The organism is Nocardioides endophyticus, assembly GCF_039543845.1.
GTDB classification, from domain to species: Bacteria; Actinomycetota; Actinomycetes; order Propionibacteriales; family Nocardioidaceae; genus Nocardioides; species Nocardioides endophyticus.
Map to the genome: position 1 here is coordinate 15,310 of NZ_BAABKN010000007.1, position 20,627 is coordinate 35,936.

The following is a 20,627-nucleotide window of genomic DNA, read 5'->3' on the forward strand; positions in this document are numbered from 1 at the left end:
CAACGGTCCGCCCGGGTGGCGGAGGACACAGCCCACAGCGTGCGGGGCAGGACCAGTCTCGCTAGAGCCGCAGCCTCTCGACGAGGTCGTCGCGGCGGGTGACGTCGAGCTTGCGGAAGGCGTTGGCGAGGTAGTTCTCGACGGTGCGGACGGAGAGGCCGAGGCGCTCGGCGATCTCCCGGTTGCGGAGTCGCTCGGCGGCGGCGGTGACGACAGCCCACTCCTGGCGGCTGAGGCCGGAGGCCGCACGGGCGTCGGGGGTGGCGTTGCCGGCGCCGTAGCCGGAGGCGAGTGCGGCAGCCTCTGGGACGTCGTACGCCGCCGCGGTGGCAGCGGCGTCGGCGGCCAGGCCGAGGAGGCCGGCGGCGGCGAGGTCGCGCGCGACGTCGAGCAGTACGGCGCCGTCCCCTGCCGCGGCGACTGTCGCGTAGCGAGCCAGCAGTGGCACGAGCGCGGCCTCGGGAGCGAGGGCGGCCGCCTCCTCGAGCAGCGGGAGTACGGCGTCGGGCCGCCCGAACCGTACGGCGGTCGCGGCGGTGAGCGCGGCGAAGGTCGTGTGGCTGGTGTCGATGCCGCGTCGTACGGCGGCCGCGATCGCCTGCGCGGCACCATCGGTGTCCCCGTCAGCGACGAGCAGCCAGGCGTCGGCCTCGGCCGCGTGGAGGTCCGTGTGCACGTTGCACAAGCGACCGTCCGGCGGCAGTTCGGCGAGGGCGGTCCGGGCGATGTCGAGCTTGCCCGCCGCAGCGGCGGCCGTGGCGTGCAACGCGATGGACGGGCCCAGGGCGGCGACGAAGTCGCCTTCGGCAAGTCGGGTCACGGCGCGCTTCGCCGCGCGCATCGCCCCGGGCAGATCGCCGGCGAGGAAGCGCGGAAGCGCGAGGGCGTAGTCCCACATCCCGTTGAACTGGCCGCGATGTTGCGCGCGGTACGCGTTGGCATGGGCGGCCGCGTCGCCGAGTCGCGCGTCGACGACCAACAGGAGGTACCAGAGGAACTCGACGGTCTCAGCTGCCGGCCGTCCGGGGCTCGGGTGCTCGACGACGAAGGCGCGAGCCTGCTGGGCGGTGGCCCGCGCCGCGGCCAGGTCCCCGGCGTACATCCCCTGGTGAATGCTGAAGATCAGGCGGCGCATGGTGGCGACCGGGTCGTCGGACTCGGCCTCCGCCGTCGCCGGCAGCTGATCCGACCCGGCGCCGTCCGAGCCCGCCATGAACAGGATCTCGGCGAGCGACGTCTCGAGCGCCGCGCGTACGGCGGGGTCGGTCACCCCGTCGAGCACGGGACGCAAGGTCGACGCCGCGCGGTCGGGGTCGTGCCGTCGGATCGTCCAGTGCATCGCCGCGTTGTCGACCGCCGCGACGAGCGCCGGGCCGTCCGCGACCGGGAGCAGCTCGGCGTACGCGTCGTCGGCAGCGTCGAGCTCGCCGCCGAGCGACAGCGCGTCGGCAAGGGTGACGAGCGCGCCGACGGGCCTCGGCTCCCCCACCGCGGCGGCCCGGTCGAGCGCGCGACCGGCGAGCTGCGCTGCGAACGCCACGTCGCCGCCGGAGAGCGCGCGTGCTGCCGCCCACGCGAGGCCATCGACCGGTGCCTGCGCACGCGGCCGCAGTACGGCCTCGAATCGGAGTGCGTCACGTTCCTCGTCGCTGAGCAGGTCGGCGAGCTCGATCAGCAGCTGGTCGGACTCGGCGAGTCGATCGAGTGCGACCGGCAGCGGGCCGCCGGCGGCGAGCAACGCGCGCACGCCGGAGGTGCGCACCAGCTGATGGATCACCGCGGCGGAGGCGTCGTCGAGGTGCTCGGCGCCGTCGACCACGAGCACGGTCTGCACCTTCGCCGACGCAGTCGCCATGTAGAGCCGGTGGACGCGGTCGGCGAGCGGCTCGCCGGCCTCCCCTGGCGCAGCGGCGAGCACGGGGCCGAACGCGGCCAACGGCAGACCACGCAGCTCGGGCAGCGCGACGACGTCGATGACCCGGAACCCGTCCGCCGCGAGCCGATCGGCGATCCGGCCCGCAACGGCGGCGCCACCGAGCGACTCAGGCACCCGCACCGCCGTACGACGCCGCGCGCCGATCACCCCTGCCAGTCGCTCGATCATGTCCCACCTATCGGCGCCGACCCCGGCGACTGGAGTGATTCTTACTCTAGGTCGCGTGATCGCGGGCTGAAATACGCTAACCGCCTGTGAAGATCAGCAGGGGACGCTCGGGGTTCAGGGTCGTTGCACACACGGCGATCGGCGTGCTCGCCGCCGGAGCGCTGGCGTCCGTCCCGGCGGTCACCCGGACCGCTCCCGCCGCTGCCGCCGCGACGTACGACCACACGTACACGATCGGCTGCGGGGCCCAGGGCGTCACCGACCTGCTCAACGCGTTCAAGGACATCGGCGGCTACTGGTCGTACGACGAGCTGCAGAGCGGTCACCGGCTCGCGCAGAACGGCGAACGCGACCACATCGTCCTGGCGGACGACTGCACCTACGACTTCACCGGCGCCTTCGACGGGGCGAGCGCTCTGCCGTCCCTGGGAGGCGGCTACTACGCGACGACCGTCCGGGTGACGATCGATGGGAACGGGTCGACGTTCGCACGCACCGGCAGCGCCCGCTACCGGTTCCTCGCGGTGCAGAACACCTCCTCCGAGCTCACCGTCAACGACCTCACCCTCTCCGGCGGCGCGGCGCCGCACGGCGCCGGCATCCACGCCGACCCGTTCATGACCGAGCTCTGCGGACCGCTCGGTGGCATCTCCGGGTGCTCCGACGCCAACGCGGACGACGGCGGCAACGGTGGCGCGATCGCGAGCGTCGGCACGCTCCGCCTCAACGACGTGACCTTCATCGGCAACGCCGCAGGCACCGGCCACCAGGGCTACTCGAACAACCCGCGCAGCACCGGCGGTGCCGGCGGCGCTGGGGGCGCCGTCTACGGCAGCCCGGGCAGCTGGGTCATCGTCGACGGCAGCACGTTCACCGGCAACCGGGCGGGCGCAGGTGGCCAGGGCGCGGACTCCGGACGGCCGTTCGCCGCCGCGGGCAACGGCGGCAACGGCGGTGACGGCGGCGCGATCGGGGCCTTCGGTCACCTGGAGGTGACGAACTCGACGTTCCGCACGAACGTCGCCGGCGGCCCCGGCTCCAGTGGCACCAACCTGCTCGGGATGGGCAGCGTCGGCGGCATGTACGGCGACGGTGCCGCGGTGGCGATCTCCGGCGCCGCGGCGACGATCGATGCGAGCAGCTTCATCGACAACGGCAACCTCGGCGGTCGCGGCGGAGCCGTGGCGGCGCACAGCGCGGTCACGATCACGAACTCGACGTTCCAGCACAACGGCGCGAGCTACGGCGGCGCGATCTCCAACGTCGCCACCACCGTGAACGTCCGCAACTCCGTCTTCGTCGACAACTACTCCGACAACACCGGCGACGTCATCGCCGGGGCGTACGGCGGCACGATCGACCTCGCCAACTCGGTCATCAAGGTCTCGAGCGGCAGCACCCGGGCCCCGTGCAGCGCGACGACGGCCGGGTACGCCGACGACGGCGCCCACGCCAACGAGCCGCTGACCTACACGCTGCACAGCAACTTCGGCGACCTGACCGACGGCGGCGCCTGCACCGCCGCCGCAACCGGCGGCTCCGGACTGCCCTCGAGCCCGGCGCTCAACGGTGGCACCACACCGAGCTTCGCGCCCTCCGCGGACAGCCCACTGCTGGACGCCGGCGACCCGGCGTACTGCCCGACGCACGACCAGCGCGGCCTGCCGCGCGACACGAGCGACGGCGGCTGCGACATCGGCTCGGTCGACCACTTCACCTGGCCGACGACGACGCTCACCGGCCCGGTGCTCGACCCTGCGTGGGTCGCCGCGAACGGCGGCAACCCCAACGGCTACAAGGGGATCACCCAGGACTACGCGCTGAAGTACTTCTTCTCCGCTCCGGTGATCACCGACCCGGCTGCGCGCTACCGCCTCACGGTCTTCAGCAACGGCGTCCAGCACGAGTACGACGAGGACAAGAACGGCGATCCACTGCGCGACCTCTCGCTGCTCCCGGTCAGCTTCTCCGAGGCCGGCCCGGCCAGCGCCGAGCTCTGGGTGGGCGCCGTGGACCAGTGGCTCAAGGTCGCCACGGCGACGCCGTTCCGCGTCCTGCGGTCCGCCAGCACCGCGCCGACCCTGAGCGTCTCGATGGACGGCGGCGCGGCCAAGCCCCGCCTCAACGCCGTGGTCGACGAGTTCTCCACCCACCACTACGTCGTCACCGTCACCGACCCGGACGAGGACGCGAGCTGGTCGTTCGCGCAGGCGCCGAGCTGCGGCGCGCAGGCGACGCTCAGTGAGCTCACGGTCGCCGCACACTCGTTCGCCTTCGACTGCACGTTCGGCTCCGGCGGCGCGGGCGTGGGGTCGCAGCTCACCGCGACGGTCGTCGACGACCAGTTCGACAAGAGCGGGAGTCCGATCGTCGGCTTCATGACGGTCACCGACCAGCCCACGCAGTTCGGCACCCTCACCGGTCCCGGTCGGATCCCGATCGACACGATCGCGCACTACACGTTCACGATCAGGGACGGACACGACGACCTCGTCGCGCTCGCCGCCGACCCCACCTGGACCATCGTCTGCGGCCGCCATCTCACCGGGCCGACCAACACCCAGACCAGCGTGGACGGCACGACGCTGACGACGACCTTCGACTGCACCTCCGACGGCACCGGCCTGAACTCGTTCAACAGGCTCGTCCTCCAAGACGGCGTGATCGTCAGCAACGACGCGACCTCCGTCGTCTTCAACCCGGACGGCTCCGGACCCAGCAGCGTGACCCACACTCACCCCGTCGCGTTCAACGTCGTCAGCCAGGTGACTGCCGACATCAACCGGGTCTACGAGATCGGGACCGGCAACCCCAACACCGCCGGCAACGTCCGGCTCGGCCCGATCAACCACCCCACCGCCAGCGACATCGCGCACACGCGGATCGACTGGGGCGACGGCACCGTCGACACCGTCGACGGCTGGCCTGGCTCGACGGGCGACTGGGCGACCTTCACCCATCCGTACGCCACGGGCGGCAAGCACACCGTGACGGTCTCCGTCGACCTGAACGCCGACCCGGGCACCTGGATCTCCGTGGTCACCTCCGATGTCTGGGACTACGACTCGGCGACGCCGGTGCTCTCGCTGCCGGACGCGATCACGCTGAGCAACGCCGTCCCCGGCCAGTCGGACCGGGTGCACTACACGGCGAGCGTCACCGATCCGATCAACGGCAGGTACGCCGCGACCTGCAGCGTCGCCGACGGCGCGACGGTGCCGGTCGGCACGACCACCGTGCACTGCTCGGCGACGGGCAACGGCCAGACGGTCACCGGCACGTTCGAGGTGTCCGTGCGCGACCTCCAGCCGCCGGTCGTGGGCACGCCGACGATCACCCAGGACAAGCGCGGGGACGGCGTGCACGTCGGTCTCGACGTGCCGTTCACCGATGACGCGCCGGCGACCGGCAAGGCCGTGTGCGACCCGGCCGACGACTCGGTCTTCGCGCAGGGCACCACCCTCGTCGTCTGCACCGCGACCGACGCCGCGGGCAACACTGCGAAGATCTCGTTCGCCGTGGCCGTCGCAGACGGCACGGGCCCGGTTCTCAACGTCCCGTCGTCAGCCCTCGGCACCTCGCCGGACGGCTCCGGCGTGCCGGTGAGCTTCAGCGCCACGGCCACGAGCGCGACCGGTGCCGCGCTGACGCCGTCCTGCGCCCCGGCGTCCGGGAGCGTCTTCCCGCCGGGCACGTCGACCGTGTCGTGCTCGGCGACCGACGCCGCCGGCAACGTCACCGTCGCGAGCTTCCCCGTCGTCGTCAGCGGCGGCACCGTCGCCACCTGGGGCGACCTCTCCCAGCAGTTCCAGCGCGGCGGCGGCATCGTCCAGGCGCGGCGGACGGTCACCGTGAAGCTCGGCGCCGACCTCACGGCGGCGGCGGACAGCGACGGCGTCGGCGACCAGCTGCAGCTGAGGTCCGACGACGACGCGACCCTCGACCTCGCCGGCCACGACCTGAGCATCGACGCGCCGTTCGGCCTGCCCGCCATCGGCGTACCGGCCGACGCCGACCTGCGCGTGATCGACTCGATCGGTGGCGGCAGGCTGACCCTCACCGCGCACGCCGGCGCCGCGGCGATCGGCGGCGGGATCTGCCAAAGCGCGGGTGACGTCGCGATCGACGGCGTCTCCGGATCTGCGGTCTCGTACGCCGACGGCCAGATGACCGGCGCAGCAGGCATCGGCTCCGGCGCCGCGCCAGACGCGGCGACGCTGGCCAACTGGGGCGGCGCGGTCGACATCCCCGGCGACTGCGCGGCCTCGCTGGACGGCGGCACGGTGAGGTTCACCGGCGCGAGCTACAGCGGTGCGCCGACGACGGTGAGCGCGCCCGACAGCGCGGTCGGGGCCGCCATCACCTGGACCGAGCCGACCGGCGGAGCGACGCCGACCCGGCTGAGCACCATCCACGTCGACGACGAGTCGGACGGGATCGCGTTCGCTCCGAGCGGCCTGCTCACGGTCGACCTGCAGGGCGGCACGAGCACCGACACCGCGCCCGGCGGCCCGCTCACGAACCCCGACCACGTCCAGCTGACCGAGCCCACCAGGCTCGGCTACGTGTTCGGCGGATGGCGCAAGGGCTCAGCGACGGGTCCGGCGTGGAGCTACACCAGCGAGACCGCGTCGACAGACCCCGAGTCGCGGACGAGCTTCACCATCTACGCCAGCTGGATCCCGCTCGCCGCCGGCGACTGCCACTCGTTCGTCACCGGGTGTCAGCTCGTGCTGCAGTCCGACGACGACGTGGTGCTCGACCTGCGCGGCAGGTCCTGGCGGCTCGACGGCGGCAGCCACGGCGCCGGTATCGACCTGCCGGCCGGGGCGACGCTCACCGTGGTCGACTCGGTCGGCGGCGGGCAGCTCGACGCGGTCGGCGGCGACGGCGCAGCGGGCATCGGCGGTGCTGTCGGGCAGGCGGCGGGCACGCTCGTCGTACGCAGCGGCGCCGTCCTGGCCACGGGCACCGGGGGCGCCGGCATCGGCGGTGGCGCCGGGGCCGACGGCGGCACCGTCACGGTCTCCGGTGGCTTCCTGAGCACGATGAGTCACTCGTGGTCCGATGGAGCAGCCGGCGCCGGCGTCGGGGCGGGCGACGGCGGGGCGGCCGGAGGCACGCTCACCATCCACGGCACCGAGTTCGCAGACACCGAGAGCGGCTACCCCACCGACACCGCGTCCGGCGTCGATGCTCCCGGCGCCGAGATCAGTGTCGAGTCCGGCGCCCAGGAGTTCGAAGGCGCCAGCGGCCCGACGGTGGGCCTGTGCAACGACGCGTCGTGCACCGGGTTCTTCGTCGCTCTCGGCCACCCGGCGACGTTCCACCTCAACGGCGGTGACGGGGGTGACTACGTGAACGACGGCGACACGCGCCTGTACGAACCCAGCCACCGCCTGCTGTCGTACGTCGAGCCGACGCTGACCGGCTCCGAGTTCGCCGGGTGGTACCTCGACGCCGCGCTGACCGATCCGGTGCGTGCCCGGGCGTGGTTCGACGGCCCGGTCCACCTGTACGCGAAGTACGCCCCCGCAGTTCCGGAGCTCATTGCCGACACGGACCCGGCGCTCGACACCGACGCCCCCCAGTTCTACGGCACGCAGGTCGCCGTGACGCCGCCGTCCTTCGACACCGACGACGTCACGCCCCACTACGAGTGGGTCCGCTGCACCCGCATCGCGCCCATCAGCTGCGCGAGCATCGCGGGCGCCGCGGACAAGCCCACCTACACCCCGCGCCTGGCCGACCTCGACCGGCAGCTCAAGGTGAAGGTGACGGCGACCGCGGACGGCACCGCGCCGTACGCCTGGACCAGCGGCACGACGCGGGTCGTGCAGACGGGCAAGTTCGTCGCAGGTCAGGCGCAGTACACGAACTTCGGAGGGCCGACCGTCGGGCAGACCCTCTCGATCGCGTTCCCGACCTGGAACGAGAAGCCGCAGCGCATCGACTACGTCTGGAAGCGAGACGGCACCCCCATCGCCGATGCACCCGACGCGGCGAGCTACGTCGCCCGGGCGGCCGATCTCGGCGCCACGATCTCCGTCGCGGTCACCGCGCACGGGGACGGCTACGACAACTGGACCTTCACGGCGACCGCCAGCAACGCCGTCGCCAACGGAATCCTCACCGACGCGCCGCAGCCGACGATCGCGATCACCGCGCCGCCCGGCTCGAGCGACACCACGCACGCGCTGATCGGCAGCAAGCTCACCGCGGTCCGGGGAGACTGGCCCTCGGAGACCACGTTCGACTACCAGTGGTACGTCAACGACGGCAGCGGCGAGGTCGAAGTCGACGGTGCGACGAGCTCGACGTACATCGTGCCCAGTGGGTCGACGCACGACTACCTCTCCGTCCGGGTGACCGGGACTGCGCCCGGCTACCAACCGAAGACGATGATCAGCGACGCGCTACGGGTCCCGGCGCTCGACGTCGAGCTCCCCCGGCTCCAGGTCGATGCGAGCAGCGGCAGCTGCACCGGCCTGACGTCGCAGGACGCGCTCGCGCTCGGCCAGGTCGTCTGCGCCGTCGTACCGGACCTGCCGGCCGGCACCACGCTCGGCTCGTACCAGTGGTTCCGCGACGAGGACTCGGTCGTCTCGGTGCTCGGCGGCAACCGCTACTACCTCGACAGCGCCGACGTCGGCCACACGATCACCGTCACTGTGACGGCGACCGCCCCCGGCTACGACCCGGTGACGGTGACCAGCGCGCCCGGCCGCGCGCACGTCTGGCCGGTGCTCAACAAGACCGCGCCGGAGCTGTCCGGCACGGCGGTCGTCGGCAAGTTGCTCACCGTCACCAACGGCACCTGGACCTGGCTGCCGCAGCACTGGACGTACACCTGGCTGCGCGACGGGGACGTGATCGGCGGAGCCGGAGGTGCCTGCAGCGATGGCGGCAACTGCGCTGCGGTGAGCTCGTACGCGCTCCAGCCCGCGGACGCCGGCCACACCATCACGGTCGACGTCGAGTGGCGCTACGACGCGTCCGACGACAGCCCGCGCGAGCAGGCGCTCGACGGCAAGGCCTACGCGACGAGCAACGGTGTCGGCCCGATCGCCCTGGCCACCCAGACCGCAATGCCCGTCCCGACCATCTCGGGCCCGGGCAAGGTCGGCACCACCCTGACCGCCAATCCCGGCACCTGGGACGACGGCGTCACCCTCCACCACCAGTGGAAGGACGGCGACACCGCCGTCGGCACCGATACCGCGCAACTCACCCTCACCCCGACCATGAACGGCCACACCATCACCGTCACGGTCACCGGCCACAAGGACGGGTACGCCGACGCCACCAAGAAGTCGACCGGCATCACCGTCACCGACGGCGACCTCACCGCAACACCGACCCCGACCATCTCCGGCACAGGCAAGGTCGGCACCACCCTGACCGCCACCCCCGGCACCTGGGACGACGGCGTCACCCTCCACTACCAGTGGAAGGACGGCGACACCGCCGTCGGCACCGACTCCGCGCAACTCACCCTCACCCCGACCATGAACGGCCACACCATCACCGTCACGGTCACCGGCCACAAGGACGGGTACGCCGACGCCACCAAGAAGTCGACCGGCATCACCGTCACCGACGGCGACCTCACCGCAACACCGACCCCGACCATCTCGGGCCCGGGCAAGGTCGGCACCACCCTGACCGCCAATCCCGGCACCTGGGACGACGGCGTCACCCTCCACTACCAGTGGAAGGACGGCGACACCGTCCTCGGAGCCGATGGGCCTCTGGGGATCACCGCGGATCAGCTGGGTCGCACCCTCACCCTGGCGGTCAGCGGCGGCAGGCCCGGCTACACCTCGGTCACGAAGACGGCCACCGTCACCGTCGAGCCCGGCGATCTGACCCCGGCCACTCCGGTGATCAGCAAGGCGGCACCGGCGGTCGGCGACACGATCAGCGTCGAGGTCGGCGCCTGGGGTCCGGGCGCCGTACACACCACGCTGCAGTGGTACGCCGACGGCGTACCGATCGCGGACGCCACCTCCGCGACGCTCACGGTTGGCCCGGCGCAGCTCGACAAGAGCATCACGGTCCTGGTCACCGGCACCGAGACGGGCTACACGGCCCGGCTGATGGCGGCCGCGGCGACCGCCAAGGTCAAGCCCGGAAGGATCACCCACAGCGGATCGGTCGCGATCAGGGGCAAGGCCAAGGTGGGCGCGAAGCTCGTCGCCCGACCGGGCAGCTTCAAGGCCGGCGCCTCGAAGATCGCCCTGAAGTACCAGTGGCTGGCGAACGGCGCGGTGATCAAGAAGGCCACCAGGTCGACCTTCAAGATCGGCACCGCCCAGCGGGGCAAACAGCTCAGCGTCAAGATCACCGCGGCTGCGACCGGCTACGCCAGCGCCTCCTTGACCTCGGCCAAGACGAAGAGAGTCGCCAACAGGCCGGTCAACCGCTGACGTCTGCCACTCGGACAACATCTGTCACCAAATCGGCGTTTCGCGCGCGACGACTGATCCGGTCGCGCTACATTCCTGCCGTTCTTCCTGAGGCAGCCAGCCCCCTTCCGTGCCGCCAATGGGTCCACCCCCGACCCTCGGAGCAGTGCATGGACGCCGGACACCACATCTTCACGCTGGCCCCCAATCTTCCCTTCGCCCTCGTCGACCGACTTCTCACAGCGGCCGAGACCGCGCTGACCGACGGCGGCGCCGCGCGCGTGTGGGTCGACCCCAACACGCGCGACATCGCGGTGATGGCCGAACTGCCCGGCCCTCGCCCGGGCGACTAGCCCCCTCCGTTTCGGGACCTGCCACCTGGGCACCGCAGGAGGGTGAGCGCCTCCGCCTCTGCCCGGCCGCAACGCGGCGTCCCAGCCTGGCTGGCGGCCATCGCGTACGGCGCGGCCGTCATCGTCGTGGCAGCGATCGGCGGCGCGGCGGCGAGCTCCAGCGCGGAGACCTACCGGAGCCTGGACCTGCCGCCGTTCGCCCCGCCGAGCGCCGTCTTCGGTCCGGTGTGGACGGTCCTCTACGTGCTCATCGCCACCTCCGGCTGGCTGGTCTGGCGGCGCGTGGGCGTGGACGCCGCGATGGTGCCGTACGTCGTCCAGCTGGTCCTCAACGCACTGTGGACGCCGCTGTTCTTCGCCGCCGGGTGGTACGGCGTCGCGCTGATCGAGATCGTCACGCTGCTGGCGGCCGTGCTCTGGACGATCGTCGCCTTCCGGACCCGCTCACGCGTCGCGGTACTCCTGCTGCCGTACCTCGCGTGGGTGGGCTTCGCGACCGCGCTCAACGCGTCGATCTGGTGGCTGAACCGCTGACGCGTCCTCAGCGGCGCAGCGAGACCGTCTGGACGTGGTCCCCGACCCGCAGCTGGGCCCGGTGGAGGCCGGCGGCGGGAAGCACCCGCTGGCCGCGTCGGGTGGTGCGGAGCACGACCCGGTCGACGCTGCCGGCCGCGATGGAGTAGGTCGTGGTCGCGAGCACCGTGCCCTTGCGCAGCACCTTGCCGGCGACCCGCTGGGTCCGCAGGGCGACGAGCATGACCTTGCCGGTGCACGTGGTCACACCCGAGGCACACGAGACGTCCGCCGCGACCCGGCCGCGAGCGGTCACGCTCACCACACGCGAGGACGGAGCCGCGACCGATCCCTGAGGCCGTAGGGAGATCTCGGGAGCAGGGACAACCACCTGAGGTGTCACCGACGGCGCTGCCGGAGCGGTCGACGAGCTCCCGCCCACCGTCCGGGTCTCCAGGCACTGCAGCGTGAGGTCCGCGGACAGCGGGCCCGAGGTCGGGTTGAAGAGCCGGGTCGCCCGGGTCTTCGCCCGCGGCTCGGCCCCGGTGAGCACCAGACCGTCGTCGAGCGACCAGCCGCCCAGGATCCCGCGGGCGAGATCGCCACACGCCGTCTGCGCCTCGAGCACCTCGCCGGCACCCAGAGTCACGTGCGCCGCGGCCTGCCGGAGGTCGAGGCGGTGGTCGTGACCGGCCACGCGGGAGACCCGGCTCATCAGGCAGCGGGCCGAGAACGTGCCCGTCGTCGCACCGGACGGCACGACCTCGAACGTCCACGCGGACGTTCCGTCAGCCGCGCTCCGTCGTACGACGGCGTCGCCGTCGAGCTGGAACCCCGGCGCGACCGGGTACTGGCCGCCGGCACACGCCACCGTGACCGTGGTCGGACCGGTCAGGTCGCGGGTCTCGGTGGCGGCCTGGTCGAGCACCAGGGCGTGCCGGTGGCCGTCGACCTCGGCGGTCTCGCGCTGGACGCAGTCGGCGAAGATCTTGCCCTGCGCGCGGCCGGTGGCGTGGTTGACCATCGTCACGGTCCAGGTGTCGAGCGACGTCGAGCGTGACTCCCGGACGAGCACGTCGGCGAGTGTGCCGGTGCCCTGGTCGACCGCGTCGACCCGGCCCGAGCCGTCGCTGGCGAAGTAGCCGCTCGGGCAGGTGACCGAGAACGTCCGGGTCTCCCCCGCCGACAGGTCGGCCTGGGTCTCGATGCGCTGCTCGTCGACCTGGTGCTGCACTTCGGGCCCGAGCGTGTCCGCGGTGTCCGGCTGCGGGGTGACCGTGATCGGCACGCCCAGGATGGCGGTCAGGAAGTTGTCGGTGTCGTCGGGCACGAACGTGACGATCAAGTTGTGGTCGCCGACCGGGAGCACCTGGCCGCCAGCGGGATCGGTTCCGCCGTCCACCGTGTAGGTCAGCGTGCCCGGCTGGTTGGAGACGGCGTTGAGCTGGCCGCTGCCGAGCACGGTGCCCTGGAGGATGTCCGCGGGGGTTGCCCAGGTGAGATCGGGGACGGCCTTGCCGACCACGATCGTGACGGACGCAGCGGCCGACTTCCAGCCGGGGTCGACCGGGGTCCAGATCACAGTCAGCTCGTGCTGACCGGCAGGGAGCACCTCCCCGACGGCGAAGGTCCCGTCGGCGAGCGTGTACTCGACCGTGCCCTCGGGGTCACCCGCGCCATCGACGACCGCATCGAGCTGGGCGTCGCCGAGCGGCGTGCCGTAGGCGATCTCGGCCGGGGTCTCCCAGGTCAGGTCCGCGACCGCCTCGGACACGGTGAACGTCCGGCTGACCGGGGTGGCCGCCAGGTGGTTCGCGGTGCCCGCCTTCGACACGGTGACCGTGCAGTCGCCAGCGGTGACGACCGTGACCGTCGTCCCCGCGACCGTGCAGGCTCCGGTGGCGCTCGCGCTCACCGCGCCGGGTCCGCTGCCGGTGACGTCCAGGTCGAACGGCGCGGCGCCGTACGTCCGGTCGGCGATCGGCGCGACGGCGAGGGTCTGGGGCGCTTTGGCGACGCTGACGGTGCGGGTCGCGGTGGCGGTCGTGTAGCGGTCCTCGTCGGTCGGCGTGAAGGTCGCCGTCACCGTCTGGTTCGCACCGGCGGGCAGCGTGTCCGCCGCCTGCAGCGCCTGGCCGCCGACGGTGTAGGCGAACGTGCCGGGCACCCCGCCGATGCTGGAGCTGGCGGAGGCGTTCAGGACGCCGGCAAGAGTCTCGCCGTACGTCAGGGTAGTGGCGGGCGTCCAGCTGATCGTCGAGTTGCGCTTCGCGACCGTCACCGACCATTGCACGGTCGGCGCGGCGGTGTAGGAGCCGCTCGCGGCCTGGTCGGCGAGCAGCACGCAGGGTCCGGCGCCGGTGATCGTCACCACGGCGGAGGCGGTCGTCGTCCCGGTCGGCGAGCCGACGGTGCAGGCGCTGCCCGCCTGCGCCGAGATCGTGACCTTGCCGCCCCCAGTCGTACCGGTCGCGACGGCGCTGAACGGGTAGTCGCCGTACGTCTTCGTCGTCGGCATGTCCGGCCGGAATGCGACGACCTGCGACGTCTCGATGACGGTGATGCTCCGCGTGACCGAGACCGAGCTCCAGTTGGTGGCCGTGGTGCCGCTCGGAGTCCAGGTCGCGGTGACCTGGGTAGTGCCGACCGGCGCTGCCGCGTTCGCGTTGATCGCGTTGCCGTTGACGTCCTGGTAGGCCCAGGTGCCCTGGAGCCCGGCTTCGTCGACGGCCGCCGTCGTGATCTGGCCCCAGGTGGTGCCGGCGTTGTACCGGACGGACGGGTTCCAGGTCGCCGTCGAGGTGCTCTTGGCGACGTTGATGGTGATGGCCTGGGTCGTGGTCCGGCCGGCCGGATTGGTGGACGAGCAGGAGCCCGTGGTGCCGGGCGCGGAGATCAGGGTGCCGGCGGCGGGGCTGCACGTCGCCGAGTAGGTGCCGTACACGCCGTCCTGGCCGTACACGTTCCACGGCGGCACGGTGGCGCCGTTGACGCTGTCAGCCCTGAGGTTGAGCGTGTTGTCGGTCGGCAGGTTCACCAGGGTCGGCGAGACGGCCTGGACGGCGACGTTCCAGTTCATCGTCATCTGGCCGCCCGTCGACAGGTAGAAGCCGACGGTGATCGGGTACGTCGTCGACGTCGTCGTGACGATCCGGTTGGTGTACTGGCAGTTGCCGGTCGTGAAGTTGCCCTGGAACGCGTTCGTGTAGTTGTTGCCGTCCGGGAAGTTCGCGAAGCAGCCGGTGATGCGGGCGCCGAGGAACGTGTTGGCGGTGCCGCTCCACGCGAACGAGACGGGCTGGCCGAGAGTGGCCGAGGCCGGCGGTGCCGTGGTCCACGCGATCGTCTGGATCGCCGATGCGGGCGCGACCGGCACCACCGCCAGCACGGCAGCGGACAGCAGTCCGGCCAGTCCTGCCCGCGTCCACACACGGGCACGCAACTTCATCACCACGACGGATCCCCCCAGTAGCTGTCGCCGCGACGTTAGGGGTTCGATCGGGTCACGGGCCCGCCGGATCCGGCCATGGCAGGGATCGGCCAGGGAGGTCTACTCCACCGCTCACCCGCAGGGGTGACTCAGGCCGTCGGCAGCTCGAACTCCACCCGTCGGGCCTCGAGGTCTGCTACGGACAGCCGCACGCGTACGTCGGTCCCGAGCGGCAGCGGCGCGGACGAGACCACCCGGGCCTCGACGTCGGGGTCGTGCACGACGACGACCCCGCGCTTCGGGTCCTTGTCGTCGACGTCCACCACGACGCCGGCGAACATCTCCCCGACCCGGTCGGCGAGCACACCCGCCTCGACCAGGTCGAGGATCGCGCGCTCGTAGGCGCGGGCCTTGCTGGCCGACCCCCGCAGGGTCGCCGGGAGCTCGGGCAGCGCGGCGTGCACCCAGTCGGGGACGTCGGTGTCGGCACAGATGGCGATGCACACCTCAGCGGTGTAGCGGTCACCCAGCCTCCGCAGCGGTGCGGTGACGTGCGCATACTCCGAGGCGAGTGCGGAGTGCTGCGGGTTGCCCGGGGTCTCGCCGTCGAAGGCGAGGTAGCCGCTGCCGCGCAGCAGCCGGGCGGAGGCGTTGACCATCGCGGCGTGCGCGGCGATCGACGGGTCGAGGGAGCGGATGAAGTCCGGGTAGAGCTGCTCGGCCGGCCACTCGATCCCGAGCGCCCGCGCCGTGCGGTGCAGGCGCTGGACGTCGCGTGGGTCAGGCACGGGCAGGGTGCGCAGCAGGCCGATCCGCGCGTAGATCATCAGGTCGGCGGCGGCGAAGCCGGTGAGCAGCGAGATCTGGGCGTTCCAACGCTCCACCGGCAGCTGCTCCCGGAACTCCAGGTGCCACCGGTCACCCTCGACGTCGACGTCCTGCTCGGGCAGTGGCAGCGAGACCCCGCCGCGGACGGCCTCCCGCTTGATCCGGAGCTCGCCGATCTCACGCAGCAGCGTCAGCGACTCGTCGGCGGTCCCGTCGTCCAGTGAGCGCTGCACCTCCTCGTAGCTCAGCTGCGCGGTCGAGCGCACCAGCGCCCTCTCGACCTGTACGTCGACGCGCGCACCGTCCGAGTCGAGCTTGATCGTCCACAGCAGGGCCGGACGGACCTGGCCGGGCAGTAGCGACGCGGCGTCCTCGCTCAGCGCCGGCGGGTGCAGCGGCACCTTGGTGTCCGCGCCGTACAACGTCTCCCCGCGACGGTGCGCCTCGAGGTCGACCGGGTCCCCGGGTGCGACGAAGGCTGCGACGTCGGCGATCGCGTACTGCACCACGAATCCGTCGTCCGAGCGGGACAGGTGCATCGCCTGGTCGAGGTCCCGCGCACCGGGCGGGTCGATCGTCACGAAGGCGATGTCGGTGCGATCGAGCTCGGGCAATCTCGGTGCTGCGGCCGCGGCGACAGCCGCAGCTTCGACGTCGGGCGGGAACGCCGCGGTCACGCCGAGCTCCGCCTGGACGCGCTCGACGCCCGCGCGCAGCGACGCCGCAGCGACCCCGTCATCGACGGACCGGACCCGGACGACGCGACTGCTCGGCATACCGGCACCATAACTGCGTGCTGATCCTGTTGCCGCCCAGTGAGGGCAAGTCCGCGCCGCGTCGCGGCAAGCCGCTCGACCCGACCACCCTCGACTTCCCCGGCCTGACCGACGCCCGGGAGCAGATCCTGGCCGCCCTGATCGAGCTCTGCGAGGGCGACCCGGACGTCGCTGCGAAGACCCTCGGCATCGGCAGCACCCAGCTCGACCTGGTCGACCTCAACCGCTCGCTGCGCACCAGTCCCACCGCGCGGGCCGACCAGGTCTACTCCGGCGTCCTGTACGACGCCCTCGACATCGCCACCCTGTCGACCGCCGCTCGCCGCCGGGCGACCGCGCGGCTCGCGGTCACCTCCAGCCTCTTCGGGCTGGTCCGGCCGAGCGACCGGATCCCGGCGTACCGCCTCTCGGGCGACGCCACCCTGCCCGGCCTCGGCCCGGTGGCCGGCGTCTGGCGCGAGCACCTCGGCGCCGAGGCCACGGCGGCCCTCGGTCGCGGGCTGCTCGTGGACCTGCGCAGCGGGATGTACGGCGCGTTCTGGCGGCCCACCCCCGACGTCAAGGTCGCGACGGTGCGCGTGCTCCACGAGCACCAGGGGCAGCGCAAGGTCGTCAGCCACTTCAACAAGGCCACCAAGGGGCGCATCGTCCGGGCGCTGCTCGAGAGCGGCGCCAATCCGGGCACCCCGGCGAAGCTGGCGGAGGCCCTGCGCGACCTCGGCTGGACCGTCGAGGAGTGCGCACCCGGCAAGGCCGGCGTGCAGCTCGACGTGGTGGTCAGCGAGGTCTAGAAGACCGCACTGCCCGGCGGCAGCGCGTTGTACATCCGCATCGAGGCGCGGCCGTCGTCGTAGTAGCTGAGCACCGTCACCGATGCCGGGGTGAGCTCCATCCGGAAGACCGCCTCGAGCGGCGCGTCGACGGCGTTCGCGACCAGGGTCTTGATCGGCGTCACGTGGCTGACGACGACCACGGTCTTGCCCGTGTGCGTCTCCTGCAGCCGACCGAGCCCGGCCAGCACTCGCTCCTGCACGGTCGTGAATGACTCGCCGCCCTCCGGTGCGTTGTCGACCGACCCGAGCCAGGACTTCAGCTCGGCGGGGTACTTCTCCCCCACCTCACCGAAGGTCATCCCGTCCCAGACACCGAACTCCATCTCGGCGAAGCCCGGCTCCACCTCGACGGGACGACCGAGCGCCTCGGCGAGGATCTCGGCCGACTCCAGCGTGCGGCGTACGGGCGACGCGACGACGGCGTCGACCCGCTCGGCCAACGGACCCAGCCAGTCGGCGACGGCGCGGATCTGGGCCCTGCCCTCGTCGCTGAGGCCGGGGTTGGCGCTGGCCAGGCCGCCGGAGAAGCGCTTCTCGAGCGTGTGTGGCGTGACCCCGTGGCGCACCAGGACCACCGTCGTCGGCGGCCCACCCGGGCCGGACCAGCCGCGCATCTGGGACTGCATGGATGCGGGCTTCTGCGGTTCGACGGCCGGCTCGACCTCGGTCTCGATCTCCTCGATCAGCGACTCACCGGCGATGGTGACGCCGTTGCGGGTGCCGTCGAGCGCCTCGTTGGCGAGCCGGTCGGCGTGCTTGTTCTGCTCGCGCGGGACCCAGGTGTACGTCGTGCCGGCCGGGGCGAGCCTGGCCGCTTCGGCCGCCAGCGGCTTCATCGACGGGTGCTTGATCTTCCAGTTACCCGACATCTGCTCGACCACGAGCTTGGAGTCCATCCGCACCTCGACCTCCGCCCCGGGTGCGAGCTCAGCAGCGAGCCGCAGGCCGGCGATCAGGCCGGAGTACTCCGCGACGTTGTTGCTCGCGACCCCGATCGTGCTGCCGTCCTCGGCGATGACCTCACCCGTCTCGGCATCGGTGAGCACGGCGCCGTACGCCGCCGGGCCGGGGTTGCCGCGTGAGCCCCCGTCGGCCTGGATCAGGACCTTCGCAGGACGTGCGAGCGTCACAGCCCCGACTCGGGGGTGCGCACCAGGATCCGGTCGCACTCCTCGCAGCGGACGACCTCGTCCTCGGGGAGGCCCTTGATCCGGCTCAGCTCGACGGAGTCGAGGCTCAGCTGGCAGCCACTGCAGGTGCGGGCGCGCAGCGAGGCAGCGCCGACGCCACCCTTCGACTCGCGCAGCCGGAGGTAGAGCTTGACCAGGTCCTCCGGCAGGCCTTCCGCGGCCGGGCCGCGGTCGGCCTGGACCTTGGCGAGCTGCTCGTCGATCGCGGCGATCTTCTCGTCGCGCGCCGCGGCGAGCGCGCCGAGCCGCTCGTCGGTCTCGGCGACCATCCGCTCGTACTCGGAGAGCTCCCTCTGCGCCTCCTCGATCTTCTCCATCACCTCGAGCTCGTCGTCCTCGAGGCTGGTGATGCGGCGCTCCAGCGACTCGAGCTCGTGCTGCATCCGCTCGAGGTCCTTGGGGTTGGTGATCAGGCCTTGGTCCATGCGGTCGCGGTCGCGCGTCCGCCGGGTCTTGACCGCCTCGACGTCGAGGTCGACCTTCTTCTGCTCGATCGTCAGGTCTTCGACGGTGATCCGGGCGTCGCGCGCGAGGTTGTCGACATCGGTGCGCTTGGCCGTGAGCTCCGCGATCTCCCCGATCTCGGGGAGCTTGGCCCGCTGGTGGCGCAGCTGGTCGACGCGCGCGTCGAGCTCCTGCACGTCGAGAAGCTTCAGTTGGGCGGCGGGATCGGCTTTCAGCGGGGTCTCCTCAGATGCGGTGCTGCCAGGGGTCCGTGCAGGTCGTGCTCACGCGGGTGTCCACCGTATCGCCCAGCGCCGCACGGAGCCGCCTCTCCACCACCGGCAGCCAGGTCCACTCGGCCGCCCAGTGCGCCACGTCCAGCAGCGCCGGGCCGCCGCGTTCCAGGAACTCCCCCGCCGGGTGGTGCCGCAGGTCGCTCGTCACGTAGACGTCGGCGTCGGTCCGAGCGACCGCGTCGAGCAGGAAGTCGCCCGCTCCGCCGCACAGCGCGATCCGTCGTACCGGCCTCTCCGGATCACCACCGACGCGTACGCCGTGCACGGTCGGCGGCAACGCAGCCGCCACCGTGGCCGCGAACGCCCCCAACGTCGTAGGAGTGACGTTGCCGATGCGGCCGGTCCCGGTCTCGCTGAGCCCGGGGTCGCCCAGCTCCACGACGTCGTACGCCGGGGTCTCGTAGGGGTGCGCGGCCAGCATCGCCGTGACGACCGTCGACCGCAGCCGCCGGGGCAGCACGACCTCGATCCGCTCCTCGGCGACGGCCTCGGTGCGGCCGACGTCACCGATCGTGGGGTTCGCGCCGGCAAGCGGCCGGAACCGTCCGGTGCCGGGCGTCGAGAAGGACGCGTTGTCGTAGTCGCCGATCCGGCCCGCGCCCGCGTCGGCCAGCACCTCGCGCAGCTGCTCGGCCTGCTCCACGGGGACGTAGACAGCGAGCTTGTCCATCGCGAGGCCGGGCGCCGGCAGCAGAGGCGCGACGTCGGTCAGCCCGAGCGCGGTCGCCATCGCCTCCGACACCCCACCGAGCGCCTGGTCGGCGTTCGTGTGCGCGGTGAGCAGGGCGCAGCCGGCGCTGGCGAGGGTGGCCAGCGTGCGGCCCTTCGGCGTGGTGGCGGCGAAGCCGTGCACCGGCTTGAGGAAGAGCGGGTGGTGCACCACGAGCAGGTCGGCGCCCCAGACGGCGGCCTCGCGCGCGACGTCGAGCGTCGGATCGACCGCGAACAGCACCTTCGCCACCGGCTGGTCCGGGTCCCCGTGCACGAGGCCCACGGCGTCCCACGAGTCGGCGGTCTCAGGCGGGTACCACCCGTGCAGGAGGGACACGACGTCGGAGAGCGCGGGCATGGGCGACAGGCTACTGTCGGCGCCATGTCCGTCGTGAAGATCAATGCGATCTCAGTCCCTGCCGACAGCCACGAAGAGCTCGAGAAGCGCTTCGCCCACCGCGCCCATACGGTCGACGGCTCCCCCGGGTTCCTCGGGTTCCAGCTGCTCCGGCCGGTCAAGGGCGAGGACCGCTACTTCGTCGTCACCCAGTGGGAGGACGAGGAGTCCTTCGCCGCCTGGCGCGACGGCGGCGCGGCCGCCGCCCACGCCGGTCAGCGGGCCAACCCGGTCGCCACCGGTGCCGAGCTGCTCGAGTTCGAGGTCGTCCTCGACGTCAAGGGCGGCTGACTCCTCAGGCACTTCGTGAGGTTCTCGGGCGTTGCAACACCCAAGAACGTGCG

The 20,627-nt window shown here is 72.1% G+C and carries 11 protein-coding genes; 5 read left to right on the plus strand and 6 right to left on the minus strand.

Annotated elements, in window-relative coordinates; translation table 11 throughout:
* Positions 1–61: 61 nt before the first annotated feature.
* On the minus strand, positions 62–2,104 hold the full coding sequence (locus ABEA33_RS05505) for a LuxR C-terminal-related transcriptional regulator (protein ID WP_345525655.1): 2,043 nt from the start codon (positions 2,102–2,104) through the stop codon (positions 62–64).
* Positions 2,105–2,190: 86 nt separating this feature from the next.
* Here ABEA33_RS05505 and ABEA33_RS05510 point away from each other — a divergent pair, with 86 nt between their 5' ends.
* The 3 genes from ABEA33_RS05510 to ABEA33_RS05520 all read left to right on the plus strand — a co-directional run bounded on the left by ABEA33_RS05510 (position 2,191) and on the right by ABEA33_RS05520 (position 11,399).
* A complete protein-coding gene (locus ABEA33_RS05510) occupies positions 2,191–10,533 on the plus strand; it encodes a choice-of-anchor Q domain-containing protein (protein ID WP_345525656.1) in 8,343 nt (2,780 codons plus the stop codon).
* 149 nt (positions 10,534–10,682) lie between these two features.
* Positions 10,683–10,865, plus strand: coding sequence for a hypothetical protein (locus ABEA33_RS05515; RefSeq protein WP_345525657.1), 183 nt, complete (start codon positions 10,683–10,685; stop codon positions 10,863–10,865).
* 42 nt (positions 10,866–10,907) lie between these two features.
* Positions 10,908–11,399 carry a TspO/MBR family protein gene (locus tag ABEA33_RS05520; RefSeq protein ID WP_345525658.1) on the plus strand — a complete coding sequence of 164 codons (492 nt, stop codon included), beginning with the start codon at positions 10,908–10,910 and terminating at the stop codon, positions 11,397–11,399.
* A 7-nt stretch (positions 11,400–11,406) separates the two neighbouring features.
* On the opposite strand, the gene ABEA33_RS05525 is transcribed toward ABEA33_RS05520, so the two are convergent.
* On the minus strand, positions 11,407–14,826 hold the full coding sequence (locus tag ABEA33_RS05525; RefSeq protein WP_345525659.1) for a hypothetical protein: 3,420 nt from the start codon (positions 14,824–14,826) through the stop codon (positions 11,407–11,409).
* Between the two features lie 131 nt (positions 14,827–14,957).
* Positions 14,958–16,412, minus strand: coding sequence for an RNB domain-containing ribonuclease (locus ABEA33_RS05530; protein ID WP_345525660.1), 1,455 nt, complete (start codon positions 16,410–16,412; stop codon positions 14,958–14,960).
* 17 nt (positions 16,413–16,429) lie between these two features.
* Here ABEA33_RS05530 and yaaA point away from each other — a divergent pair, with 17 nt between their 5' ends.
* Positions 16,430–17,203, plus strand: coding sequence for a peroxide stress protein YaaA (yaaA, locus tag ABEA33_RS05535; protein WP_345525661.1), 774 nt, complete (start codon positions 16,430–16,432; stop codon positions 17,201–17,203).
* On the opposite strand, the gene ABEA33_RS05540 is transcribed toward yaaA, so the two are convergent.
* The 3 genes from ABEA33_RS05540 to ABEA33_RS05550 are packed head-to-tail and all read right to left on the minus strand — an operon-like array spanning position 17,200 to position 20,244.
* Positions 17,200–18,375 carry a bifunctional RNase H/acid phosphatase gene (locus ABEA33_RS05540; protein WP_345525662.1) on the minus strand — a complete coding sequence of 392 codons (1,176 nt, stop codon included), beginning with the start codon at positions 18,373–18,375 and terminating at the stop codon, positions 17,200–17,202. The two genes, yaaA and ABEA33_RS05540, sit on opposite strands and share 4 nt — an antisense overlap.
* Positions 18,372–19,076: a zinc ribbon domain-containing protein gene (locus ABEA33_RS05545; RefSeq protein ID WP_345525663.1), complete on the minus strand. Its 705-nt coding sequence runs from the start codon at positions 19,074–19,076 to the stop codon at positions 18,372–18,374. Before ABEA33_RS05545 ends, ABEA33_RS05540 begins: the two co-directional genes overlap by 4 nt.
* Before the next feature lie 49 nt (positions 19,077–19,125).
* Positions 19,126–20,244, minus strand: a complete 1,119-nt coding sequence (locus tag ABEA33_RS05550) for a Nif3-like dinuclear metal center hexameric protein (RefSeq protein ID WP_345525664.1) — start codon at positions 20,242–20,244, stop codon at positions 19,126–19,128.
* Between the two features lie 24 nt (positions 20,245–20,268).
* On the opposite strand from ABEA33_RS05550, the gene ABEA33_RS05555 reads away from it, so the two are divergent.
* Positions 20,269–20,574, plus strand: coding sequence for an antibiotic biosynthesis monooxygenase family protein (locus tag ABEA33_RS05555; RefSeq protein WP_345525666.1), 306 nt, complete (start codon positions 20,269–20,271; stop codon positions 20,572–20,574).
* Positions 20,575–20,627 lie beyond the last annotated feature (53 nt).